Source organism: Coprobacter tertius, from assembly GCF_024330105.1.
GTDB lineage: Bacteria > Bacteroidota > Bacteroidia > Bacteroidales > Coprobacteraceae > Coprobacter > Coprobacter tertius.
Map to the genome: position 1 here is coordinate 270,923 of NZ_JANDHW010000003.1, position 24,678 is coordinate 295,600.

Below are 24,678 nucleotides of genomic sequence, written 5' to 3' on the forward strand. Positions count from 1 at the left end.
CGAATAGAATAATTTTACATTTCGAATAGAGAGGATAGAGCGATGAAAAGTATATTGAAAAGGATAAGGAACCATGAGATAAAAACCGAAGAAGAAGAGAGCCGTTCGCTGACTTTTTCGATCTTGATATGCGCCGCGATAACCATCGCTATTTTGTTTATTTTTTCATTAATACTGTTAGTGGTTATATTTTGAGAAAACGCCGCTCCCCGGGCATATTCACACTTGGGAGTTATCGCGGTCGCTGCGGGTCTGCCTCCCGGGAGCGGCGTTTTTCTTTACCGGCTACCAGAAGAATCGATCTTGTTTTAGTCCGTATTGGAAAACGGTTGTTTTACCTGTCTGAATCTTCTATCGTAATCGGCAAAAGGTTATTCTATTCTATCCACCCGTTTTTTCTTTCAGGGTCTCGGATAAAAACATTTCCGGATTTTTTATACCATCTTTCATCTCCTGTACACCAGCTGGTTCGTCGTTTAAATATCAATAAATTATGAGCTGCTGTAATTCTGTAAATCTGGGGAAAGGTACAAAAATGCCAGTAACCGCCCCAATGACCGTAAGCTAAATCGATATATTTGCTCAAGGTTTTAAGATTTTTATTTTTTATTTTCGTTAGAGTACCGTCGGCTTTGTTTAAACCTCCTGCAAAATGCGACAACTTTGATTCTATACTATCTGTCAAATAAAGTCCTGTGGGAGAGAGAGGCGGTGTAATACTGTCTAAACGATACTCGATTATAGCATTATTATCATTTTGGTCATATATATATCCATATTTTAGATATGCCGTTGTATCTGCCTCGATGAAATATCGATCTACTTTAATATATCGAAGAAGTACATTAAATTTAGGTAAACGGGTATGGTTGGATAAATTTCTGTAAGCATTTATCTCGCAAGTGATTATCGAGTCTAAAGTTACGTCTTGCAACGGGACATTAGCGGCAATCGAATCTGAGTAGGCTTTCCAGTCGGCAAAGAATTCGGACAAGTTTTTTTTCGTTAATTCAGGATATTTAGATATAAATTCTTGTCCGTTGCATAGAGATAGGGATAAGAATGCCGTTATAAGGGTTGAATAAAATTTTTTCATGGTAGGTTTTTTACTGTAAAGTTTAGGTTTTTTTGTTTGAATGCAGGTGTGATACTAACGTTTTATGTGCAGAGTATAGCGAATTTTAAAGATAAAGCATCTGTTTTTTAGTGAATTAATGGGGTTGAAATACTCGATCGGCACATGCGGAGGAGATTTTACCGGTGATAATCTCCTTTTTCCTTTACCAGAATGACTTTTAGCTGATCATCGTTCAGCATTTTTCGTCCGCGGGGGGAAAGCAGGAGTTGCAGCTGGGTGGAACGGTGCGCCCAGGTGAGCAGGTCGACGGGACGGTGTAGATTTTCTTTGATGTCGGAGTACCACCAGTAAGGGAACGAGAGCGCTTTCACCGCTTTGCTGTCGACAATCTCCTGTAGATCTTCGATACAGTCCTGTATTTGCTCGTCATCGAGGCGCGACGGTTTGTCGAAGGGTACGTAGAAAGAAGTATAGTACCCGTTGCGGGTAAACAGGGCGAGGGGTTTCCAAGAGGAACTTTCGATAATGAGGTTTTCTTTGGAAATATGGTATAAGTCGAGAAGCTGTTCGAGCGCATCGAGCATAACACGGCTGTTTTCTTCGGTCATGTTTTTGATATCGAGCCATATGCGGCCGCCCAGTTTTTGCATGAAGAGGCAGTACGCCCGGAGGTCGAGACCGTAACTTTTGTCGAGATCGTGGGTAACATCGAATTTCCCGTCTTCCCGGAAAACGACATCGACCTCGATGTTGGGATATTTGTCGTGCTTCTCGACCAGTTTTTCGACGGAATTGCAACGATGCAACCAGATTTTTTCGGGATAGTCTCCCAAATCACCGATGGCCCTGACTATATCGAACAATAATCCTATACCGACGATAAAAAACAGGACTTTGATATACATCCGTTTGTCCTTGCTGCTACTCATGATAAACCCTCCCTTTTTTTACCGCGGGGAAACGGCTGAGACGAATCGTTTTTTAGGTTATACCGGAAGCCGGTATCGTTTTTTGTGTATATTATAGAATATATATACCGATATTAAAAAAAAGCGAATTCTTGACTTACGAAGCAAAAATACCGAATTTTATTTTTTCGGTGTAGGGGTAATTTCTGTTTTTAACTTCTGATACGGTACTATTTAACACTCTTTACGATCGAAAAAGAAGACTGGAAGCTCTACGATCCTGTTTGAGAGTATTGAAAAACAGTCTCTTAAGAAGGTTTACCGGCTGAAAAACAGTTCGGGCTCTTTGCGCAATGAATATTTTTTGACGAATTTGCGGGAGACCAAGCGATAGAGTAGCCCGTGGAACTTTCTTGCGTGCCGGGGACACACGGCGATGCAGTGGGCACATGAGATGCATTTGCGTTTGTCGGTTACCGGGGGATTCTGGGGATCGATCGCCTGTGTCGGACATTGCCCGGCGCAAATGCCGCAGCGGTTGCATTTTTTACCGGCTGAAGGGTAAAGGGGAACTTTTTGGGCTTTTCGATAGGGTTGGCTGCCTTTTATTTCGCAAGGGGCGGCTTTGTTTTGTAATGCGATGGAGAGGCTGTCGGTACCGAATTTACGGGCAATCGCCAGATCGGACATATCGGGCCGGCCGCGGCCCGTATCGGGAAAGATAGAATGCTGGCCGATGAAGGCTCCGGCCGAGAGTACCCGGAAGCCGTTGCGGGTAACGATGTCCGAGAGTTCGCGTAGGGCGTCGTCGTAGTCGCGGTTTCCGTAAACGCAGGCGATGACGGCGGGAGTGTGGTCTCCTTTTATTTTTTCGAGGGCTTCCCGGGCCGGAGCCGGGATTCGTCCGGAAAAAACGGGAACTCCGAAAACCGCGATCTCGTCGGGGGGAACCGATAAATCGGCCGGTGTATGGGACAACAAAGCGCAGGAAAGCGTATCGGTATTGCCGATGCCTTCTCCGATAGCGGAAACGATGCGAGCGGTCGTTCCGGTAGCGCTGAAATAGATAAGTCGGGTAGTACGGATCATAAAAATGAAGTATTTGTTTTTTTGTCGGGTCGGATATTGCGATACGGCGCAGAATATGTTTCGGGGTTTATTTTATTTCCGGAAGGTCGGCTTTGAAAAGAACAGAGTCTTTTTGAGCGGCCGAGAGGGCGGGGTCGTTCGCGATTTGTGGGAACGCTTCCCGGGCAGCTTCTATTTTTTCTTCTTTTAAGGTGCGGTAAATGAGCGGAATGTCGTCTCCTTTACGCGATGAGATCATGAAATTACCGCTATCGATGCGCATATTGACTTGAGGGGCGCTGATGATGGTATTGTCGAATACGAAAGCAATGCATTTTCCGATGGATTTTTCGGTAGCTTCGGCAAATCGTTCGGTTCCCTGTTTGCCGGTTTTCCCGATAATGACGAATAGGGTATCTCCTGTAGCTTCGTTTACGGAAGAGTCTAACCGGAGATCGACAAAATCACGATAGGTTACGATGGGTTCGCGCGAAAGGCTGTCGGCGGCATTGCCGGTAATGGTGTACCAGCCGTCGGCTCGGTCGGTCTGTTTTTTGGAACAGGAGAAGAATGTGCCTGTAACGGCCAGCAGAAGGAGAGATATGAAAAAAGAATAGAATTTCATCTTGTTTTGTGTATAGTTTGGATAAGTTATTTTAGGAGAAATACACCTTTCGGTGGATCGCATTAAAAAGCATCCGGGAAAAATGCTTCCTCCCGGATGCTTCCTGTAATATAAGACCGGCTGTCGTTATTCGTTTTCGGGAGCCGACATGGAAGGAGCTGCCGCTTCGGGCGAACTACCCCATTGCTTGTTGGGACGCGGTCCCATTTCGAAAACGAGTTTACCGCCTTTTACGATATCGGAGTGGTTGATCCAGGTCTGGTCGAACGGTTTTCCGTTGAGAGTGGCCGACTGGATGTATTTGTTCTGGGCCGACACGTTTTTAGCTTCGATTACGAAGGTTTTTCCGTTGCCTACATTGATAGATACTTCGTCGAAAACAGGGCTTCCGATGTCGAAGATAGGACGTCCCGGACATTGCGGATACAATCCCATAGCGGAGAATACGTACCAGCTCGACATGGCTCCGCCGTCTTCGTCACCGCTGATTCCGTGAGGATCGGTATCGAACCAGAGGTCCATGATTTGCCGAACTTTTTTCTGCGTTTTCCAAGGTTGTCCGGCATAGTTGTACAGGTAAGGGATATGGAATACCGGTTCGTTTCCCTGGCAATACATGCCCATCAGTCCGGTCATATCGGGGAATTGTCCCAGGAAAGTGAGTTTATCCATGCGGTGGGAAGTGGAGAACAACTCGTCGAGCTTCCGGACGAATTTTTCTTTTCCGCCCATCAGGTTGATCAACCCCTGTACATCGTGCTGTACGTGCCAGGTGTATACCCAGGAATTACCTTCGGCAAAGTAGGCTTCTCCGGCGAAACCGCCCGAATATTTGGGATCGAAAGGTTCTATCCATTCGCCATCGGCCGATTTCGGAGCCATCAGGCCGATAGAGGGTTTGAACAGGTTGCGGTAGTTATGCGCTCTTTTCATGAAGAGGGTGTAATCGTCTTCTTTCCCTAACTCTTTTGCCATCTGAGCCAGGCACCAGTCGTCGTAACAATGTTCGAGCGTAACCGATACCGATTGGCGACGATGCCAACTATCGACCTCTTTAACCCATTCTTTTACTCCGGTCTCGGGCATCCAGCGTACTTGATAAGGCATTTTTTCGTTGATGTCGTTCGTCACGGCTGCAGGAACGAGGGCTCCTTTTTTGACGGGGAGTGCCGGGTAAAATCCTTTATCGAAATAGCATTGTTCGAGTTCGGTCACGTAGCCCGAATCTCTCCAGGGAATCATGGTCGCCTGCAGGGCGTTCTTTTTCATCCCTTCGTATGCTTTTTCTACGTCGTAATCGCGTACTCCACGCATGTAAGCATCGGCGATGACTGCTGTAGAATGATGTCCGATCATGGCACCCGAACTGGGCAGCCAGCCGGTTTCTTCGTATTTGCGAATGAATTCCCGGATCGCTTTATTGGTATCTTCGGGTTTGATAAGACTTTGCAGAGGATAGGCGCTGCGATAGGTATCCCATACGTTCCCCATGCGCAGGGCGCGGGTACGATGCAGGGTGGTGTAGAAGAGTTCTTGTTGCTTTTCGGTACCTCCTTTTACTTTTATCAGACTTAATTCTTCGTTCCAGGCCTTTTTAGCTTTTTGTTTTACCTGGTCGAAGGTCATCGTACCGATTTCCTGTGCGATAAAGTCGGTCGCCCGGTCGGCATTTTCGGGAGAGATTCCCACTTTTACCTCGAGCGTTTCGCCATTCGGGGAAGCCGGGAAGCCGATACTCCAGCCATCGGCGGTTTGGTCGAACGACTGGCAGGGACGGCTCAGTTGCAGAGTATAGAAATTTTGAGCGTTGTTTCTGCCCGTAGAGGAACCGGCGATGGTAGAACTGTCTTTTAATGCGAAGGAGGCGTTTTTAGGCATATTCAGCAATAGATCGTACCGCTGGTCTTTCGGAATATCGAAGCGGAAAACGATCGTATTGGCCGTAACTGTAAATTCGGCGTTTACACCGGGGTCTTCGAGCAGTACCTGATAATAATAAGGGGTAGCGGTCTCGAGGTCGTGGTCGTATGTAGAGGCATTGGCCCGGATTCCCTTTTTCGTATCTCCCGTACCGATCATAAGGCTTCCGTTTCCGATGGGGAAACCGTATATCTTATCGGCGACGTACATGTCGGTAAATCCGGGAGTAAAAGAGGGGAAGAGGCCGACCGATCCTCCCGGTACTTTAATAACGGGGATGGCGCCCCTTGTTTTGGGGTTTATCGTACCGATGTACATGTACACTTTGTCTTCGGGCGCTTTCGTATCCCGTTTTCCGGTTTGGCAGGAAAATAGGACGGAACACGATAAAGCAATGAGGGATAGCAGTTTTACGTTGGTTCTCATAGCAAATGTGTTTAAGTGAAAATTTTAAATATTTTTTAAGGCATAACGTAATGTATGTGAGTGTGTTTCTTCCCGTTAAAGATACTGATATAAAATGTTTTATCAAAAAAAATCGGGGTTAAAATGGTGCTCTTTTTTGAAAATAGATAAATAGATAGTTGTTAATATATTGATATATAAATATTTATAAGATAAAACTTATTTTTTGTTTTTAGAGGAACGAAACGATATGGCACTTACTCCGGTTTCCCGGATTTCTTATCGGGGACAGCTGAAACGGTAAAGTAATAAAATCGTAATAAAAATGTAACAGATGATGCGATGGTGATTAGTAACCTTATTTTTACCTTTATTCCCGATTATTATCGTACATAATTTATTTATGGAGTATTTGCATTTCGTTATCGATTTTATCCTGCACATCGATGTGCATCTCGCCGAACTGACCGCCGATTACGGGGTATGGGTGTACGCGATTCTTTTTTTGATCATATTTTGTGAAACCGGGCTGGTGGTAACGCCTTTTTTGCCGGGAGATTCGCTGTTATTCGTTGCGGGGGCTTTGAGTTCGTTGCCTGTAAACGACATTAGCGTGCATGGGTTGGTGCTGTTGCTGATCGTGGCCGCGATATCGGGGGATGCTTCTAATTATTTGATAGGCCGGTTTTTCGGACAGAAACTTTTCGGTAACCCGGATTCGAAAATATTTAAACAGAGTTATCTGAAAAAAACGCATGCGTTTTATGAAAAATACGGCGGAAAGACGATAATACTGGCCCGTTTCGTTCCTATCGTACGTACGTTCGCACCGTTTGTGGCCGGAATGGGACGTATGGATTACCGTCGTTTTTCGCTGTATAATGTCGTGGGCGGTATCGTGTGGGTCGTATTGTTTACCTATCTGGGTTATTTTTTCGGGGGATTATCTTTTGTACAGGAAAACCTGAAATTACTGATCGTCGTCATCATCGTAGTGTCGTTATTACCGGCTGTTATCGAAGTGATTCGCAATAAAATGAAAACGCAAAAATAATTTTTTCCTGTGCGTTTCTGAAATAAACAAGGGCCTGCGGAATGAATTCCGCAGGCCCTTGTTTATTAACGGTTTTGTTTCTTATTTGTCGTTATAGGCAGAGGCTATAACGTTGAAATTACGGGTATAGCCTTCGGGAAGAGAGAACTCGATTATTCTCTTTTCTCCCGGCAGCAAGTTGAAATATCCTTCTGAGAAATAAGCCGGTAGTATGATTTCCCCGGTTTCGGGATTTGTCGCGTTCAATTTTATCGAGACGGCCGGATGAGCCGAAATATTGGTTATTTCTACCCGGTTCCGATCGTTTTCTTTCAGTAGGCGAACCGTTAACCGGCTTGCCGGCATTTGGCTTAGAGCCTGATAAGACCGGGAATCTCCGGTCGTTCTCCAATAGTCGTTTATCGATAGGGTGCGGCCTTTCCGATCTTTTAATTCTACCCGGGCCAAATATAAAGAAGGCAAGCCGGACGGTTTTTCGGGAAGGAAGCAATCGGTGAAAGCGTTGGCGGCGGCATGGAATTTACCGGATTTTCGGAATAACTCTTTTCCGTCGGGATCGAAGTACCGGAGGGTGGCCGTCAGGGATTTCGCGTCGTTGCGGGTGGTGTTTACGATAACGATTTTATCGTCGGGCCGATTCATTTGTATGTGCAGCGGTTCACAGGCTTTACGGGCACCGAAGTATGATCCCGGTGTTTCGTAATCGTAACTGTAAGTTTGCCAGATCATGCTCGGCCAGGCCGGATGCGTCATCCAGAGGATGAGTCCGGTCGTATTGTTCCACATTTTACTGTTCCAGGCTTCGAGCATGTCGCGCCAGGCTTCGTAAGTGACGAATTGGGCTTTATCGGCGAAATCTTCCATTCCGGAAGGTGTTCCGTAACGGTTTACGGCCTGCATGAAATCATCGAAATTTTGTGTGGTGTGATGCAGGTCGTGGTAGGCCCATACGTCGTTGATGGGCCAGAGGTCTTGCGGAGCGATGAATTTGCGAATCGTGCTAGCTGTGGGGACGGCATAAGTTCCTAATTCGGTGAGGAATCCCTTTGCGTTTTTCGTAAAGTAATCGGCCGGATTTTTCAGGTATCCCCAGGGGCCGCTCGTTCCCATATTCAGGTAGCGGGATTGTCCGTGATAATGCCGCGTAGGATCTTCTTTGGCTGCCATGGCAGAGAGCATGGGCGCGAGTTCTGCCGGGGCGAACCCTTCGTTGCGGGGACACCATACCGCAATGCTCGGGTGATTGCGGAAACGGCGTATCACGTCGGTGGCATTGCGCAAAAAGAGCGGGAAATCGTTCGGCTCGACGGTGTCGTCGGTGGTGATCCAGAAATCGTTCCAGACGAGCATCCCGTACTCGTCGCACAATGCATAGAAGTCTTCTTCGGTAGATTCGCCTGTCCAGTTGCGGATAATATTGAAATGCGCCTCTTTATGCAATTTGAAATAAGGTTCGAGGCGCTCTCTCGAGCAGCGTTTCATCCCGTCGTCCATTCCCCAGTTTCCGCCCCGGCAGAAAATGCGCACTCCGTTTACACGCAGTACGAGGAAAGGCCCTACCGGATCGTTGGGGTCGAGTATTTTCAGCCCCGAGGTATCGGCATTTTTAGCCAAAGTGGGGAGTTGATTGTCGGGAGTGTAGTGCACCCTTTTTTCGTAATCGAAAACCGGCTTTCCCGGATGCCGGGTATCGTTGGGAGTATAGGATACCCGGATGTTTCCCTTGTCGGGAGTATTTATCATAAGTTCGTAAGAGAGTTCCCGGATACCGAAGCGGATTTTTTTCCGGTCGGAAAAACCGTTGCCGTCGTCGGCTTCCAGCGTAAGGTCGTATAACGCAGGGGTACCGTAACCGTTGGGCCACCATAACCGGGGATGGGCCATATTCAGTTCCGGGTGTTCTTCGGGAGAAAAGCGGATTTCTTTCTGTTCGAAAGGTTGTAAGGTGTACGGTGCTGAGATCTCGGTACCTTCGATGTGGGCGTAAAGATTTCCTTTTACCGTTTTGCCGGACGTATTGCGGATATCGGTTTTTAAAGTGATGGCGGCCCGGGTAGTATCGGGGAGTGCCAAATCGGTAACAATTAGCGGATCGCCGATGATGACGTCGCCTCCGATTTTGAGTTTTACTTTCTGCCAGATACCCATGTTGCGGTCGCGTATGCCGGGTATCCAGTCCCATCCGATAGACGAGATGAAGGTGGGACCGTCGAGGCTCAGGGTCCCCCCGTTGAGGCCTTGTCCTTCTTTTATCGATTGTTCGTGAGGAATTCCGGAATTATCGGGCGGGAGAATGCGTACGGCGAGCACGTTTTTCTCCTTGTTTTTAATCAGGGAGGTAACGTCGAAATCTCCTCTTATAAATGCGCCGTTTATTTTCCCGGCTTTTTTCCCGTTCAGAAATATTTCGGCCCTGTAATTAATTCCGTCGAATACCAAACGCACTTTTTTATTCGCTGTATTTTCCGGTACCTCGAAAACAATCCGGTACCACCAGTCGGTGCGACATAGGGAGTCGGGAATGTATAGGTTGTTGAGTCCGTAATAGGGGTCGGGATATACGCCCTGATCGACCAGAGTAGTCAGTACCGTACCGGGAACGGTTGCGTTGTACCAAACTTGCGTATCCGTTTTCGGGTCGAAGATCGACTGCCGGGATTCTATGACCGTAGTACCGTCGGTCATTTCCCAGCCTTGGGAAAGAACCCATTCTCCCGGTTGCAAAGGGGTGAGCGATGTCGGGATATGCCGTTTGGGTACACGTCGGGTTTCGGGTACGGTTGCGTTGCTGACCGGAAGGTCTTTTTGAGGGGTTCGCAGTCCTGTCCAGAGCTGGTTGAGGGTTTGTGAAGATAAAGCGGGGAAGATGAACAGCCCTGCCACGAGAGCCGATAACTTCAATAGCCGGTATTCTTTTTTCATATTATAAAAAGTGTCGTGATTATAATGTGGTGAACTTGAATTAATGGAACAAAAATAACTTTTTTCCGCGAAATGCCAGCCAATAAAAGAATGTCTTATCTTTTTTTGAGAGATATGCAGAAAATAAATATAAACTTTTGGACAATATCCTAAGGATAGTACCGCTATGTTTCATAAGAGGGTTATCGGTTGCAGGGAAAAGAAATGAGTCTCGGAGTTGGCATTTTAAAAGCAAACCCGTAAGTTTGCAGTCTGAACGAAAAGATCGTATGAGATGAAGAACTTGGGTATAAGATTTGCTACGGCAGCCGATGCGGAAGATATTTTGGCGATATACGCACCTTATATAGAAAATACAGCGATAACTTTCGAATATACCGTTCCGGCTATAACGGAATTCAGGGAACGGATAGAAACAGTTTTAACATCTTATCCTTATCTCGTATGCACGGTAGATGGAAAAATCGTGGGTTACGCTTACGCCGCCCGTCACATGGAGCGGGCGGCGTATCAGTGGAACGCCGTATTGTCGGTGTATATCGATGAACAATACGGCGGTTACGGTTTGGGGCCTTTACTGTATGAAACGTTGATCGATTTGCTGAAATTGCAGAACCTGCAAAATGTTTACGGAATCGTTACCTCCCCGAATGAAAATAGTGAAAAATTGCATTCCCGTCTGGGGTTCAGTTTGATCGGTCTTTTTCATAAAACCGGTTATAAATTCGGCCGTTGGTACGATGTTTCGTGGTGGGAAAAATTTGTTGGATGTGAATCGGGCATAAAGAATTTACCCTCTTTTATAAAAATAGGAGAGATCGACGAAAATGATATAAGAACGGTCATCGATAGACATCTCGACGCATTTCGTTTCAAATAAGTATTTAACGAAATGATGGTAAATGTCATGTTTAAAATATCAGTAGGTCATCGTTTATATTAAGTCGACGAGTTTTTCGAGATAGTTGCGGTCGATAGGGTCGAATGAAGATAAATCTTTACTATCTATATCCAATACACCCCATACGGTATCGTTTTTAATCATTGGAACGACGATTTCTGATCGGGAAAGCGAACTGCAGGCTATATGTCCCGGAAATTTTTCGACATCGGGGACTATCAGCGTACTTTTTTGTTGCCAGGCCGTTCCGCATACCCCTCGGCCGTATTTTATGCGGGTACAGGCCAGTGGACCCTGAAAAGGCGCTAAAACGAGTTCTTCGCCTTTGACGAGATAAAATCCGACCCAGAAAAAACCGAATGTTTCTTTTAGAGCGGCTGCGATATTTGCCAGATTGGCGATCAGATCGGTTTCACCTTCGAGAAGACCTTGAATTTGGGGGAGAAGGCAGTTATACCGTTCTTCTTTATTATTTCCGGATATGTGTAATGATTCTGACATTATTTTCAGGTATTATTTTATGATGCGGTATTATTTCCGCAAAAATAATGAAAAAGATACATTTGTGAATCCGTTTGCGGCTGAAGCTTTTTAAATCCGAAGATCTACCGGGAGAAATTCAAATGGTTTAAAATAATTTAACATTAATATCGATCTTTATCTACGAAAACTTCGTAGATTTACGAAAAAATAGTAGTTTGATATTTAAATAAATATTTTATGAAAAGACTGACACAGCAGGAAGAAGAAATTATGTTGCTTTTTTGGCAATCGGGCTCCTCTTTTATAAGGGATATAGTAGATAATATGCCCGAGCCGCGTCCACCTTACACGAGTGTGGCATCGGTCGTTCGTAATTTAGAGAAGAAAGGGTATCTTTCTTCTGAAAAAATGGGAAATTCTTTACGATATCAGCCGGCAATAAAAGAAAGCGATTATAAGCGTTATTTTTTAAGTGGTGTTGTAAGTAATTATTTTACAGGTTCTTATAAAGAAATGGTCTCTTTTTTTGTAAGAGATCGGAAAATCAGTAAAGAAGAGTTGAAAGAACTGATCGATATTATCGAAAAAGAATCGTAAAATATTATAATATGCATATGGTCGCCTTTATTACCTATATGATAAAAGTAAATTTTGCTCTGGCAGTTTTATATTTACTTTATAAATTATTCTTCAGCAGGGATAAGTTTTTTTATGCGCATAGGGTCGTATTACTTCTCATATATGCGGTAGCGTTTACAATCCCTTTTATCGATTTGCCGGAATGGCGGCCCGGAAATGAAACTGCGGAAACCATCGTAGAGACATATAGGAAACTGGTTCCCGTAATTTCGGAGACTACATTACAACCGGAAACCGGATGGTTGCTTTTGGCGGTATTGGCGGGGATAGCTTCGGTTTCTTTTATATTATTTATAAAAATGGCGTTAGGGATATTCCTTATTTGCCGGAAAATTATAAAAATTCCCGTCGTAACGATTTCTGGAATAAAAGTTCGTAGCCTTCTATCTAAAGAAGAACCCCATTCTTTTTTCCGGTGGATATGTGTATATCCTGAAGGCTATGAGCAGGGGGAGTTATACGATATACTTCTGCACGAACAAGTGCATGTGAAGCAATGGCATTCAATAGATATAATTATAGCACAGGTAGTTACTTGTATCGGTTGGTATAATCCGTTTGTCTGGCTGTTGAGGAGTGAAATAAGAATGAACCACGAATTTATGGCTGATGAAGGCGTTTTAAGGCAGGGAGTAAATAAGAAAGAGTATCAATATAATCTGTTAGGATTCGATAAAACCCGCGAGATCAATATGGCTGCAGCAAATTTATATAATAACTTTAGTGTATTACCTTTAAAAAAAAGAATTAAAATGTTGAATAAAAAGAAAACTTCTAACATCGGAGGAATAAAATATTTGATGTTAGTGCCGGTCATAGGCCTTTTATTGATGCTGAATAATACGCGAGCCATGTCTACGGCTAAGGATGCGATTGCCGACTCTCTGCCGATAGAAACTATAGGAGAAACATTCGGTTTACAGACTGCCGATACCGTAGTTACTTCTGCTTTTGTAATGCCCCAGTTTCCGGGTGGGGAAACAGAATTGAAGTCTTATATCACAAAAAATTTAAAATATCCTGTAGACGCTTCTGAGAAAAAGATTCAAGGACGTGTTATCGTTAAATTTATCGTAGAAAAAGACGGTTCGGTAAATCAGGTTGAAGTTTTAAAGAGTGTTGATCCTTCTCTCGATAAAGAGTCGGTACGTGTTATTAAATCTATGCCTAAATGGATACCCGGTAAAAATAAATCCGGTATGCCACAAAGGGTATGGTATACGGTACCTATAGATTTTAGCTTAGTAGTTTGGCGTACTAATTAACGAATTATTGCTATAAATAGAGTTTGTAGTTGAAACATTAGTTATGCAGAGTAACGATACTGTGGATAATTAAGATAAAAAAAGTCCGGTAGAGATGCCGGACTTTTTTGTAACAGGTTTATTTTTTCTCGAGAGCTTCCTCGATTTGTTGTAAAAGAATATTTTTGAACTTAGGGGAAGCTGCGTTCATTTTTATTAATTCTCCCTTTTTGTCGAAAATAAAGTAACTGGGATATTCACTTACCGAAAGTAAATTTTCAATCATGCGTTGTTGGTGGTCGGGAAGACGGTAATGAACTATGTTTTCTCCCGAAAGCCCGGTTTTTTTGATAAATGATTTCCAGGTATCTTCGGGCGAATTGTTTGCCAAATACATAAATATAACGTCTTTTCCGGAGAGTTCCTTTTCGATGTCCGGCATCAGTGCCATATTTTCCCGGCAAGGGCCACACCAAGTTCCCCATATATCGAGGTAAACTACTTTCCCGTTATACGGTTTTAGCAATTCTTTCAATAGAATTTTCGCATCTTCAAAATCTTTAAATGCTGAAACATCTTTCAGACTGTTGAAATCGATAAATCCTTTTTCTTTAATCGTAATGTATTGATTTTGTTGTTTTAGAATATCGCTTTTAAAAGCGTCGTGGGTAACTCTTGCGTTTAAAATCGATAATGCGGTTTCTGATAAGGGTTTTTGGGTTTGATTTAATTGTTCTATAAAATAGCCGGCGGTAAGTAATTCTTTTAATATAGGGTTGGTAATGACCGAATCGATTGTTTTCAGATCATTTGCGATGAGGTCTTTTTCCAGAAGCTCTTTTGCTTGTGGCAGTTGGAAATATTTATTTAATTGATCTAATTTTTTCTGTTTATCGGGGGTAAAAGAATTGGCTCTTTTATCGATTGGCAATTTTTCTATTTCTTCGATAATGCGGGCTGTTTCTTCTTCCAGACCGGTATCTTCGTCAGGAACCAGTCCATCATTTATCAACTGATTCCATATTTTATGGATATTGGGCTTGTATATAATAGCAATACTGCCATCGGGCATCGTTACAGACTTTTGCCGATTTATATAACTGAGATACGTTTCGATAAAATCATTGAATTCTTTTGTGGCTGTATAATCTAATTCGTTATCGAGAGGAAATTCTTTTTCGATGAATTTGAAATATTCCGGCGTATCAAAAGAAATACGGTTCTCCTCTATCAGGTTGAAATAACGTTGCATGACATAATACCCGTACTGGTACAGGAAATTTTGCCGGGCGATATCGATCGTTTTTTGTGAAAGAGCCGGATATTTGTTTATGTATTCACTTAGTTTTTGTAAAGCTTCGTTATATTTTGATTTTATATCTTCGAGGGCTTTCATGTCTTCTTTTATCGATTTCATTTGATAGTAATCTACCGACCAGTAATTCTGGGATAATAATTCGGATAATTCGTTATGTAGTCTGGCATTTTTACCCATAAAGAGTTTTTCTTTTTCCCTTTTGAAATGATCGACAATACTTTTATCCTCGGGTTTAATTGTGAAATCTTTGATATTGCAATAAAAAAACAAGGATTCACCGGGTGTAACAACCGTTGAAAGTAAAGGGTAAATATCGATATACTGCGGGGCGAATGCGGGTATACGTATTTTAAACCGGCCCAAAGAATCTGGTTCTATGTTATATTCTTTCTGAGGCTTTAAGTGTATAATAACTTGAAATTTTCGAAAAAAACGCATATCTTCTTCGGTCACCTGGTCGAAATTTCTGAAATATCCTGTAATAGTTACTGAATCTGTACGGTAATCGCTTATGTTAAAACGTGAGTGGTCTTTTTGAGGATAATATGAAAATTCTTTAGATGCTTTTTTATAAACGCTTTTTTTCTTTTTCCCGGATTCGATCGAAATCGTACCGTTTTTTTCTTCCTTTATTTTTATCGAAAGAGACTTTTCTCCATTTTCGAGATTAATCATCAGAACGTTTTTCTTTAAAGGAACGATAGAAGTATAATTCCAAAAGTCGCAATCGTAAACAGCGAATTTTTCGAATAAGCCGTATTCCCATTCATTTGTTTGAGTGTTTATCCAATTGCCCTTCAGTGAGGTTGGTATAGATATATCTTCGGCAAAACATGGGATTGAAATAACAAAAGCAATGAATGACAGGATAATACGTGTTAGATTTTTTTTCATGAAATTAGTTTTAAATAAAATGTGACGTTTAAATAGCATAATTGGAAAACAAATGTATAAAAATAGATATATGTAAAGCTTTTTATTTTTTATTGTTATATATTATTAATTATATAATAACTGTGTAAATACATAGATTATGTAGTGTGTAAAAATATTAAAAATATTGGAATCGTGTCGATTATTTTCCGAAATAACGCTTTTGAAGCGAGCGAAATTCATCGCCTTTTTTGATTTCTTTGAGCCAAACATTAAGACTATCCAGTAGTACCGGCGAATTTTTACGTAAAGCCCACGATTGAAATTGGGTAAAACTTATATCGGTCCCATAATCGATTTCGGAATATTCTTTCGCCATTTTCCGGGCGATCGTTTCGTCGCACACCACATAATCGATGTCTCCTTTTGCGACCATAATTACCAGTTGTTCGGCACCATAGACGGGTTCTTCTTTTATGTATATAGTATCTCCGATCTCATGAGACAAATTTTCGATACGTAGTCGGGTAGGAGTGTCTCTGACGATATACAATTCTTTTTTCCCTAAATTCAATTGATTGCGTATCGGTTTTTTCCCGTTGTTATATTCCGCTTTCCGCTGTACGAGTACTTGTTTGTTTAGTTGTATGGTTTCAGCGAAATTATAATTTTGTTTATTTTCGGTGGTAATAGGTATGGGACGTCCTACAATATCGTAACGGTTTTCGTTAAGCCCTTCGAGGCTTTTGCTCAAACTTACTTCCGGATATACTTCTACTACCAGTCCGCTTCTTTTGCTGATGAGGTGAGCGAGTTCATAATCGAATCCGATGACCGTATCGCCCGAAACCCGGTAGCTTAATGGGGTATAGTCGGTTACGATTCTCAAGGTATCGCTTTTTGCAATTTGTTCGTAATCTCGTATGGGCAAATGAACTGGCCTTGAGCATTTTTTTATCATGACCATAACCGAGATTGAAAGAACGAGTAATATTACGTATAATATAAGTCTGTTGCGATTTTTCATAGGAAAGCCATTAATAAATTAATTAACAAAATCGATGGATATTCCGATCTGTAACATCGAAGGCGGAATGGGGTAATGAGGAATCGTAAAATAATTATTATTGCCTAAAATTCCCTGATTGGCATGGGAATACATGACGAAGAAACGCGTTTGTTTCAGTTTCATGTTGGCATAGGCGTTCATGATCGGATAATTCCCTATTTTGGTTTCATTTTGGGTGTGAAACGCAAGTATTCCCGGTTGATAGGCTTCACTGTAATATTGGGTGAAGTAGCGACAGTCTACCCCCAGTTGTACATGTAATACTTTAGCTATTTTAAAAATAAAATAGAGATTACTGCTGAAACTGAACTCGGGTAAAGGTATAACCGAAGGTTTACTCGTTTTTTGATATACGAGATGATTATCGAAATGCAAAGGGCCGGCTTTAAAATTTTGTTCGAGGGAAGCACTGAAGATCTGCATAATAGAATTTTCTTGCAGAGGAAGAGCCTCAGGTCCGAAATAAACATAATTTTGTATGTTTTCTACACCCACATTCAGTCTGGTACGCCAACGTGGGATGCTGAATTCTCCTCCTATGCGAAAACGTCGTATTTTACCGAAGTCATTGTTCCAGATAAAGTGATTCGAGGTATAATGTTTATAATAGAATGCGGGTTCGGTGTTTTTAAAAAATCCGTATGCTTTTAACTGAACCGTGTCTTTAAAAATAGGAAATCGAGTCTGAATTTCTCCTTTGATATCGAGTGATCCCGCTTCCGGGCCGGTAATTCCCAATTTCCCATCGGCATTGTAAGTCAGTATTTTACCTTTTCTTTTCGATACTTGTGCACCTACCCACAACAGGTTTTCGGTATAGTTATGACTGGCGAGAGAAGAATGGAATGAAGCTCCGTTAAGATCGAGTACTGGTATCGAAGGTTGTGCGATATAGTCGGGAGAAACCGGATCTGACATTAATTTAAAATGTCTTACTTCATAAGTCAAATAAGCAGCAAGACCCATTTTTGCATATTTATTGAATCCCTCCAGCAACGAAACACCCAGTGTATTCCGTAACGACCAATAGGAAGTAGAGTCGTTGGTGCCGTTTTTGCTGATATAGGTATTTTTAAAATATTTCTGGTCTTCCTCGGCATTATTATTTACAAATCGACGCATATTATCGTTATATTCGATCGTATGTATAAAGCTCGTAACGGGGACGAATACCTCTGTTTCTGTGGTATCTTTTACTTCGGTTCTGTAAAATCCCAGTTTATATCGTTGTGTTGCGTAATAGTTTTTCCCTTTTACCCGGTTGTATGCGTCGTTTAAATTTATTTGCACACTATGAGAGTCGAGATTTCCTAAAGTGGTTATGTAATCGTCGGGATGGGTTATTTGTCGATCGTCGATCACTCCTCCGTTTTCTTGAATTACAAAATTATAGGTGTTGAATAAAACTTGCAAATCGTAACGGTCGGTAATATAACTTCCGAACAGTTGCCAGTCGAAATCTTTTGTCGCATTATGTTCATAATGCCCTCTCGAGAGTAAATAATCTATTCTGCCGCCCAGCTCGAGTTTTTTATTTATATTTCCAGAAAATATGGCACTCAGGTCTTCTTGTTTACTTTGCTTAGATCCGCCCGAAAAATACGATAGTTGTGTGATAGGAATACGGGAATTATAAAAAGTCATATTCGAGGGAGTCTTTATCCGGTGATGGAAAGGCTCTTTAAATATGAATTGAGGCATATCCGGCCGGTCGAAAAATATTTTTGATAAACCGGGACTGCCGAGATTGCCTAAATAACCGTATGCGACCGAATAGGCGGGAGGCCAGTCGGTATCGTAGAAATTAAGTGTGAGGGTATCCATAGGTACACGATAACGATCTCCGAGCGGTTGTGTAATGCGCCAGGCATAAGGATCGGGCCCCTGTTCTTTCTTTTTGGCTGCAACACCAAGAATACAGAGGAGACCTATGAGTATAAGAATCCCGTTTCTTTTCATACGGCTGCAAAGATAAAACTAAAAAATAAATATCTCATAATCCTGTTTTCTTTATTTCTATAAAACAACTTAGCCTAAAATAAAAGGCGTTAAAGAGTGGGAAATATTCGATGAATCCCCATAATGTCTTAACATATTTTATCGTGTGTAAATAATCAAAATACTTCGTGACATTGTTATACTCGTGGAATTTATAAATTATACTTTACTTAAAAAACATTATTATGGAAGTAACGACATTTAATTTTTGGGGAAAAACAAAATATTGGTGGGTAATGATGATCATAGGGATTCTTCTTGTTCCCTGCGGTATATGGTTACTCTTTCAACCGGTGGTCGGTTATGCGGTCATTTCTATGTTATTCGGTTGGGGACTTATTCTTACCGGTGTTGTACAATTGACAGTTGCGGGAAATGTAACAAAACGTTCTCATGGGTGGGGCTGGTGGCTGGCCGGAGGAATACTTGATATTTTTATCGGTTTTCTTCTGATTGGAAATCTTGCGCTCAGCGAGGTGACGTTACCTTATTTCTTCGCTTTTGTATTCCTTTTTAAAGGGATCAGCAATATTGTATCGTCATTTACCATGACCTCTAATTACAAGTTTTGGTGGGTGTATCTGCTCAACGGTATTTTATTACTCGTGATCTCGTTTTTATTCTTTCTTTCGCCATTCGGAGCTACCTATACGATATTATTTTTATGTGCCTTTGTATTTATATATTGGGGGATATCGCTTATCGTGTTTGCATACGATCTGAAGCCCTCTAAAGATATGCCCTCGAATACCGACGAACAGAAACCGATTAGTCAATTGTAATTTGGTATATTTCTTATTTTCTTTAAATTAAATGAAGGCATCTTTTTTATGGGATGCCTTTATTGCTTTATAGTTAAAAACTCTTGCAAAACAATGTCATATACACAGATTTGTGGTATATTTGTATAAATATGGCAGATGATGTGCAGCGAACCGTACGTATTGATACGTCTTATTTTTTAAATGAGATACGGTACGCTAAAAAAATAAAACAGAGTGCCGGTATTTTAAACTCTCAATTGAGTTTGAAGTCTAAGTAATAAAATAAATAAATATATCGGGAGGACACGATTATGAGAAAAGCAAGATTATCCTCTTTATTGGTTTTTATCGGACTGGGTACGGTTGCTTTGGGGCAACGTTATATCGAAGAAGACGATTTGTATTACCAGCCGGGTGAAAAAAATCCGATTGTAGAGCAAAAGAAAAAAGAGAAGGCAGAAGAGGCCAGAACTCAGCGTACGATTATCATAGAACCTGCTCGGTCGAATACTGCCGATCGGGACATCGATGAATATAACCGGCGTTATACGGGAGGTAATGATTCTTTGTATAACGATCAGAGAGAAGATGAAGCGGTTGTAGACACCCGAGAGCAAGCGAATAATAATGACGACGGTTATTATCTGAACGGATTCAATGGTTCGCAATCGGATTATGAATATGCCGAAAGAATAAGACGTTTTCACGATCCCAAATTCACAATTCATTTAAGTGACCCGGCTTATACCGACATTTATTTTATGAATCCGGGTGACTGGAATATATATATCGATAACAATTCGTATGCCTACGTAACACCTACCTGGACTAATCCCTGGTATTGGAATTATACTTGGGCTCCTTATTCATATACCAGCCTCTCCTGGCGGTGGGGCAATTGGGGGTTCGGCTTCGGTTGGAATACACCCTGGTATGATCCGTGGTATGGTCCCGGTTGGGGCTGGGGCGGTGGTTGGTATCCCAGTTATGGTTGGGGTGGCAGTTGCTGGTATCCCAATTACGGTTGGGGAGGTCATTGGCATCACGGATGGGAATCTCCATATCGCTATTCCTCGATGGGTCGATATGCCGGAGGCCGGAGTAATTCTTATACCGGTCGTACAGGCAACGGGTATTATAATAACGGCCGGTCTTCTGTAAACCGGGGTCGTACCAGTGCTGTAAATCCGGGCCGTACTGGAGTTTCGAACGGAAGAACTGATTATAATTCGGGACGCACAGGTGTTACCACAGGACGAGATTCGTACATTCCCAATCGCGGACGTACCAGTGTTGCTACTCCTGGCCGTGGAAACAATAACAATTCGTATAACAGCGGTACCAGTCGTCCTTCTACCAATTACAATTCCGGCTCTTCAACCAACCGGGGACGTTCTTCATATACTCCTTCCGATAATCGGGGACGTAGTTCGAATAACAGTTCGTATAATAGTGGCCGTAGCAGTTATTCTCCGGCTCCGGCAACCGGCGGTGGCGGTCGTAGTTCGGGTGGCGGCGGAAGAAGTTCCGGCGGCGGCCGTGGTAGATAATTTGTGATAAATTGTATATAATAACGATTGGTAAAACCGGATAATTGAATTAAAATGAAAAAAATATTGATTATAGTCGCCGCTTTATGCGGTACCATAGGTTTACATGCGCAGGGAGAGACCGATGCGTTGAAATTTTCTCAAACAGATCTGAACGGTTCAGCTCGGTTTATGAGTATGGCCGGGGCTTTCGGGGCTTTGGGCGGTGATATTTCGTCATTAACCCAAAATCCGGCCGGTATCGGTGTTTACCGTAGTTCCGAAATCGTTACGACGTTCGGTTTTGCTAATCTGTCGAATAGTGTTTCAGCTTCGGGAGGTACGGTAAAAGATAATCAATTCAGAGGACTTTTTAATAATATCGGTGCCATAGGTACCATTAATACCGGTAATTCAACCGGGCTGGTCAGCTATAATGTCGGTTTTTCGTTCAACCGCCAAAAATCATTTAACCGGGAATATCGGGCCCATTATAACGATTTGAATACTTCCATTACAAATTATGTGGCTAATCGTACCAACGGGATTTCATTGTTCGATCTGACTTATATTCCCGATGGCCCCAACCAGCAAGATCCTTATAACTATCTTCCCTGGCTACCTGTTTTAGGATATGAAGGAAATTTTATCAGTCCCGTAGAAAATCTGGATGGTAATACTAATTATTTCGGTTTGTTCGATCGGGGTCACACTACCGGTTACGGAGATCTTTTTGTGAAAGAAAAAGGGAGACTCGATGAATATTCGATTAATTTAGGTGCGAATGTTTCAGATAGATTTTATCTGGGAATGGCTGTCGGTATTTATGATCTCAGCTACGATTTGCGCACGGGTTATTCCGAGTCGCTTACAAATCCCGTATATAATGACAATAGCGGAAATAATGTGGTACAACAAAACGGGAATATCGGGCTGCGTAATGTTCTCACGACTACGGGGTCGGGAGTGAATTTTAAGATGGGGGCGATTTTTCGTCCTACCAATTTCCTGCGCTTGGGATTTGCTTTCCATACGCCGACTTTCTTTTCGATGAGGGATGAATATTACGCTTCTACCGAGAATACCGCTGTTTTATATAAGGATGGTGACGGAGTGCTTAATCCTATATACCGTAATACCCCGGATGATAAAATATATTATACGAGTTATAAACTGAAAACGCCTTGGCGACTCATTGCCAGTGCCGCGTTTGTTATCGGTAAAAAGGGGATTCTTAGTGCCGATTACGAATATGCGGGATACAATAAAATGAGTTTTTCTAATGATGACGACTATTACAATTCCCAGGATATGTATTCTCAAACGAATGATTATATCAAGCAGGATCTTAAAGCCGGTCATACCTTGCGTATAGGTGGTGAATATCGGGTGACCCCTCAACTGAGTCTGAGAGCCGGATTTTCTCGTCAGTGGACACCCATAAAAACTGAAGTCCTCGATCAGAATATCGAGATTGTGACGGCCGGAACGGCTACACAGTATACCCTCGACAGAGGTACCAATTATTATACCTGTGGTGCGGGTTATCGTTTCGGACAGGTTTTTGTCGATCTGGCATACGTACATAAATACAGGAGTGAAGACGTATTGGCTTTTTCTCCCACTTTTGTCGATAATTTGCAATATCGTCCCGAAGTCGCGAAGCTTTCCGGACATACCAATAGTTTGGTCGTTACTTTGGGATATAAGTTCTGACCTGACATTTTTATAAAAACATATAGCCGGCATTTTCTCTCCAGAGAAAATGCCGGCTATATGTTTATTCCGTAAAATTATAACGTAAACATCTTATCTAAGTTTTGAAGATAGAATATTAAAAAATTGTATCTTTGAAAGAGTATTTCTTATAAATATTAAACGGCTTGAAAATAGATACCGATAATAAAGAATTTCAGGATGCGTTAACTTTGGTAAAGTTTACGTCTCAGTCGGTATTCCTCACCGGAAAGGCAGGTACGGGAAAATCTACGTTTCTGAAATATATTTGTGAAAACACCAAGAAAAAACATATCGTGTTGGCACCTACGGGAGTTGCCGCGATTAATGCCGGCGGCAGTACGATACATTCTTTCTTTAAAATGCCGTTTCGTCCTATTTTACCCGATGATCCCGATTTAAGTCTTACCGACAGCCGTATTTTTAATTTTTTGAAATACCGAAAATCGCATCGGAAACTGATTCGGGAAATAGAATTGGTTATTATCGATGAAATTTCTATGGTAAGGGCCGATATGATCGATTTTATCGACCGTATACTTCGGGTATATTCGGGGAATATGCGTCTTCCGTTCGGAGGAAAACAAATGCTTTTTGTAGGAGATGTATATCAATTGGAACCTGTCGTTACCTCCGATGCCAAAGATATTTTGTCGCGGTTTTATCCCAACGCGTTTTTTTTCTCGGCACGGGTGTTCCGGGAGATCGAACTGGTACCTATCGAACTGAAAAAAGTTTATCGTCAGACCGACAAAGTTTTTGTCGGCTTACTCGACCGGATCAGAAATAATACGGCAGGTACGCAAGATTTGCAATTGCTCAACAGCCGGTATGTTCCTTCTTATCAACCGGCCGGTGACGAGTTTTCAGTTACTTTGGCAACTCGCAGAGACAGTGTCGATTACATCAACGAAAAACATTTGTCCGATCTTCCCGGCGAAGAATTTGTCTTTCGGGGTGAAATAAGAGGTGATTTTCCCGATTCGAGTTTGCCGACGCAAAAAGATCTTGTATTAAAAGAAAAAGCTCAGGTAATTTTTATAAAGAATGATTACGATCGCCGTTGGGTAAACGGTACGATCGGCATGATTTCTTCGATCGGCGAAGAGGGCATATACGTATTGCTCGAGAATGGAGAAGAACATTTGGTCGAGAGAGATTTGTGGAGGAATATACGATATACTTATAACGAAGAAAAAAAATGTATCGAGGAGGAGGAACTGGGGTCTTTTGTGCAATATCCCATGCGGCTTGCCTGGGCGATTACCGTTCATAAAAGCCAGGGATTGACTTTTAATCGGGTCGTTATCGATTTTTCCGGTGGTGCTTTTGCGGGAGGCCAGACGTATGTCGCTTTAAGCCGGTGTACTTCATTGGAAGGCATAATCCTGAAAAACCGCATTTCCCGCAATGATATTTTTATTCGGCCCGAAATAGTATCTTTCAGTAAACAATTCAATAATCGGCAACTGATCGATCAGTCGTTGAAACTGGCGCAGGCCGACCGTTTGTATCGTGACGCCTCCAAGAAATTCGATGAAGGGGATTTCGATTCGTTTCTCTCTCTGTTTTTCGAAGCGATACATCACCGGTATGATATCGAGAAACCCGAGATAAGACGGTTGATCCGGTACAAATTGAGTATAATAAACCGGTTGAAAGAAAAAAATAAGGAACTTGCCGGTCGCCTCAACGACCAGTCGCAAGCAATGAAAAAATACGCTTATGAATATTACCTGTTGGGTAACGAGTGCGTGACTAAGGCTCATGACCACAGAGCGGCTCTTGCCAATTACGATAAAGCGTTGTCTATCGATCCGTTTTTGTTAGATGCCTGGGTAAGGAAAGGCATAACGCTTAGCGACGACGGCGACCAGCATGAGGCTATGCGTTGTCTCAATCAGGCGGTAAAGCTTAGTCCGAGATATTTTAAGGCGTTATATAACCGCGGGCGGGTAAGGTACAAGCTGGGCGATTACGAAGGGGCTATTTCCGATTTTCTTAAGGCTTCGGCCGAAAAGCCCACGCATGCTACGGTGCACGATCGCCTGGGTGATGCCTATTCTAAATCCGGAGAGATAGAAGAGGCGGCACGTCAGTGGGCGATTGCCGAATATATCAGAGAACAGAAAAATAAATAATC

Annotated in this window: 18 protein-coding genes; 8 read left to right on the top strand and 10 right to left on the bottom strand. The window is 42.4% G+C overall.

Annotated elements, in window-relative coordinates; translation table 11 throughout:
- Positions 1–376 precede the first annotated feature (376 nt).
- The 5 genes from NMU02_RS04720 to NMU02_RS04740 all read right to left on the bottom strand — a co-directional run bounded on the left by NMU02_RS04720 (position 377) and on the right by NMU02_RS04740 (position 6,025).
- Complete coding sequence (locus NMU02_RS04720; RefSeq protein ID WP_255026129.1) at positions 377–1,096, bottom strand: hypothetical protein; 720 nt, start codon at positions 1,094–1,096, stop codon at positions 377–379.
- A 158-nt stretch (positions 1,097–1,254) separates the two neighbouring features.
- Complete coding sequence (locus tag NMU02_RS04725) at positions 1,255–2,007, bottom strand: hypothetical protein (RefSeq protein WP_255026130.1); 753 nt, start codon at positions 2,005–2,007, stop codon at positions 1,255–1,257.
- Between the two features lie 297 nt (positions 2,008–2,304).
- Positions 2,305–3,075, bottom strand: a complete 771-nt coding sequence (locus NMU02_RS04730) for a 4Fe-4S dicluster domain-containing protein (protein ID WP_255026132.1) — start codon at positions 3,073–3,075, stop codon at positions 2,305–2,307.
- 67 nt (positions 3,076–3,142) lie between these two features.
- Positions 3,143–3,679 (bottom strand): SecDF P1 head subdomain-containing protein, encoded by a 537-nt coding sequence (locus tag NMU02_RS04735; protein ID WP_255026134.1) that lies wholly within the window; start codon positions 3,677–3,679, stop codon positions 3,143–3,145.
- A gap of 126 nt (positions 3,680–3,805) precedes the next feature.
- Entirely contained in the window at positions 3,806–6,025 is a 2,220-nt protein-coding gene (locus NMU02_RS04740; protein WP_255026135.1) for a GH92 family glycosyl hydrolase, read from the bottom strand.
- A gap of 382 nt (positions 6,026–6,407) precedes the next feature.
- Between NMU02_RS04740 and NMU02_RS04745 the strand changes: the two genes are divergently transcribed.
- Positions 6,408–7,058, top strand: a complete 651-nt coding sequence (locus tag NMU02_RS04745) for a DedA family protein (RefSeq protein WP_255026136.1) — start codon at positions 6,408–6,410, stop codon at positions 7,056–7,058.
- A gap of 81 nt (positions 7,059–7,139) precedes the next feature.
- On the opposite strand, the gene NMU02_RS04750 is transcribed toward NMU02_RS04745, so the two are convergent.
- Complete coding sequence (locus tag NMU02_RS04750; protein WP_255026137.1) at positions 7,140–9,980, bottom strand: glycoside hydrolase family 2 protein; 2,841 nt, start codon at positions 9,978–9,980, stop codon at positions 7,140–7,142.
- 274 nt (positions 9,981–10,254) lie between these two features.
- Between NMU02_RS04750 and NMU02_RS04755 the strand changes: the two genes are divergently transcribed.
- A complete protein-coding gene (locus NMU02_RS04755) occupies positions 10,255–10,860 on the top strand; it encodes a GNAT family N-acetyltransferase (RefSeq protein WP_255026138.1) in 606 nt (201 codons plus the stop codon).
- Positions 10,861–10,914: 54 nt separating this feature from the next.
- Here the strand turns inward: NMU02_RS04755 and NMU02_RS04760 are convergent, their stop codons facing one another.
- Positions 10,915–11,382: a GAF domain-containing protein gene (locus tag NMU02_RS04760; protein WP_255026139.1), complete on the bottom strand. Its 468-nt coding sequence runs from the start codon at positions 11,380–11,382 to the stop codon at positions 10,915–10,917.
- Positions 11,383–11,601: 219 nt separating this feature from the next.
- Between NMU02_RS04760 and NMU02_RS04765 the strand changes: the two genes are divergently transcribed.
- Both NMU02_RS04765 and NMU02_RS04770 read left to right on the top strand, forming a co-directional pair.
- Positions 11,602–11,961, top strand: coding sequence for a BlaI/MecI/CopY family transcriptional regulator (locus NMU02_RS04765; protein WP_255026140.1), 360 nt, complete (start codon positions 11,602–11,604; stop codon positions 11,959–11,961).
- A gap of 11 nt (positions 11,962–11,972) precedes the next feature.
- The gene (locus tag NMU02_RS04770; protein WP_255026141.1) at positions 11,973–13,268 is read left to right on the top strand and encodes a M56 family metallopeptidase; all 1,296 of its coding nucleotides are present in this window, start codon (positions 11,973–11,975) and stop codon (positions 13,266–13,268) included.
- A 118-nt stretch (positions 13,269–13,386) separates the two neighbouring features.
- Here NMU02_RS04770 and NMU02_RS04775 read toward each other — a convergent pair whose 3' ends face one another.
- From NMU02_RS04775 to NMU02_RS04785, 3 genes are all read right to left on the bottom strand, one after another.
- Positions 13,387–15,459 (bottom strand): TlpA family protein disulfide reductase, encoded by a 2,073-nt coding sequence (locus NMU02_RS04775; protein ID WP_255026143.1) that lies wholly within the window; start codon positions 15,457–15,459, stop codon positions 13,387–13,389.
- Positions 15,460–15,640: 181 nt separating this feature from the next.
- Positions 15,641–16,465 (bottom strand): transporter substrate-binding domain-containing protein, encoded by an 825-nt coding sequence (locus NMU02_RS04780; protein ID WP_255026144.1) that lies wholly within the window; start codon positions 16,463–16,465, stop codon positions 15,641–15,643.
- A gap of 18 nt (positions 16,466–16,483) precedes the next feature.
- The gene (locus NMU02_RS04785) at positions 16,484–18,466 is read right to left on the bottom strand and encodes a putative porin (RefSeq protein WP_255026146.1); all 1,983 of its coding nucleotides are present in this window, start codon (positions 18,464–18,466) and stop codon (positions 16,484–16,486) included.
- Positions 18,467–18,690: 224 nt separating this feature from the next.
- Here NMU02_RS04785 and NMU02_RS04790 point away from each other — a divergent pair, with 224 nt between their 5' ends.
- The 4 genes from NMU02_RS04790 to NMU02_RS04805 all read left to right on the top strand — a co-directional run bounded on the left by NMU02_RS04790 (position 18,691) and on the right by NMU02_RS04805 (position 24,676).
- A complete protein-coding gene (locus NMU02_RS04790) occupies positions 18,691–19,287 on the top strand; it encodes an HdeD family acid-resistance protein (RefSeq protein WP_255026148.1) in 597 nt (198 codons plus the stop codon).
- A gap of 293 nt (positions 19,288–19,580) precedes the next feature.
- Positions 19,581–20,819, top strand: a complete 1,239-nt coding sequence (locus NMU02_RS04795; RefSeq protein WP_255026149.1) for a hypothetical protein — start codon at positions 19,581–19,583, stop codon at positions 20,817–20,819.
- Positions 20,820–20,873: 54 nt separating this feature from the next.
- Entirely contained in the window at positions 20,874–22,514 is a 1,641-nt protein-coding gene (locus NMU02_RS04800) for an OmpP1/FadL family transporter (RefSeq protein ID WP_255026150.1), read from the top strand.
- Positions 22,515–22,681: 167 nt separating this feature from the next.
- The gene (locus NMU02_RS04805; RefSeq protein WP_255026154.1) at positions 22,682–24,676 is read left to right on the top strand and encodes a tetratricopeptide repeat protein; all 1,995 of its coding nucleotides are present in this window, start codon (positions 22,682–22,684) and stop codon (positions 24,674–24,676) included.
- Positions 24,677–24,678 lie beyond the last annotated feature (2 nt).

Excerpts from the sequence above, each read along its gene's own strand:
- NMU02_RS04720 (WP_255026129.1), bottom strand. The coding sequence starts at position 1,096 with ATGAAAAAATTTTATTCAACCCTTATAACGGCATTCTTATCCCTATCT.
- NMU02_RS04725 (WP_255026130.1), bottom strand. The coding sequence starts at position 2,007 with ATGAGTAGCAGCAAGGACAAACGGATGTATATCAAAGTCCTGTTTTTT.
- NMU02_RS04730 (WP_255026132.1), bottom strand. The coding sequence starts at position 3,075 with ATGATCCGTACTACCCGACTTATCTATTTCAGCGCTACCGGAACGACC.
- NMU02_RS04735 (WP_255026134.1), bottom strand. The coding sequence starts at position 3,679 with ATGAAATTCTATTCTTTTTTCATATCTCTCCTTCTGCTGGCCGTTACA.
- NMU02_RS04740 (WP_255026135.1), bottom strand. The coding sequence starts at position 6,025 with ATGAGAACCAACGTAAAACTGCTATCCCTCATTGCTTTATCGTGTTCC.
- NMU02_RS04745 (WP_255026136.1), top strand. The coding sequence starts at position 6,408 with ATGGAGTATTTGCATTTCGTTATCGATTTTATCCTGCACATCGATGTG.
- NMU02_RS04750 (WP_255026137.1), bottom strand. The coding sequence starts at position 9,980 with ATGAAAAAAGAATACCGGCTATTGAAGTTATCGGCTCTCGTGGCAGGG.
- NMU02_RS04755 (WP_255026138.1), top strand. The coding sequence starts at position 10,255 with ATGAAGAACTTGGGTATAAGATTTGCTACGGCAGCCGATGCGGAAGAT.
- NMU02_RS04760 (WP_255026139.1), bottom strand. The coding sequence starts at position 11,382 with ATGTCAGAATCATTACACATATCCGGAAATAATAAAGAAGAACGGTAT.
- NMU02_RS04765 (WP_255026140.1), top strand. The coding sequence starts at position 11,602 with ATGAAAAGACTGACACAGCAGGAAGAAGAAATTATGTTGCTTTTTTGG.
- NMU02_RS04770 (WP_255026141.1), top strand. The coding sequence starts at position 11,973 with ATGCATATGGTCGCCTTTATTACCTATATGATAAAAGTAAATTTTGCT.
- NMU02_RS04775 (WP_255026143.1), bottom strand. The coding sequence starts at position 15,459 with ATGAAAAAAAATCTAACACGTATTATCCTGTCATTCATTGCTTTTGTT.
- NMU02_RS04780 (WP_255026144.1), bottom strand. The coding sequence starts at position 16,465 with ATGAAAAATCGCAACAGACTTATATTATACGTAATATTACTCGTTCTT.
- NMU02_RS04785 (WP_255026146.1), bottom strand. The coding sequence starts at position 18,466 with ATGAAAAGAAACGGGATTCTTATACTCATAGGTCTCCTCTGTATTCTT.
- NMU02_RS04790 (WP_255026148.1), top strand. The coding sequence starts at position 18,691 with ATGGAAGTAACGACATTTAATTTTTGGGGAAAAACAAAATATTGGTGG.
- NMU02_RS04795 (WP_255026149.1), top strand. The coding sequence starts at position 19,581 with ATGAGAAAAGCAAGATTATCCTCTTTATTGGTTTTTATCGGACTGGGT.
- NMU02_RS04800 (WP_255026150.1), top strand. The coding sequence starts at position 20,874 with ATGAAAAAAATATTGATTATAGTCGCCGCTTTATGCGGTACCATAGGT.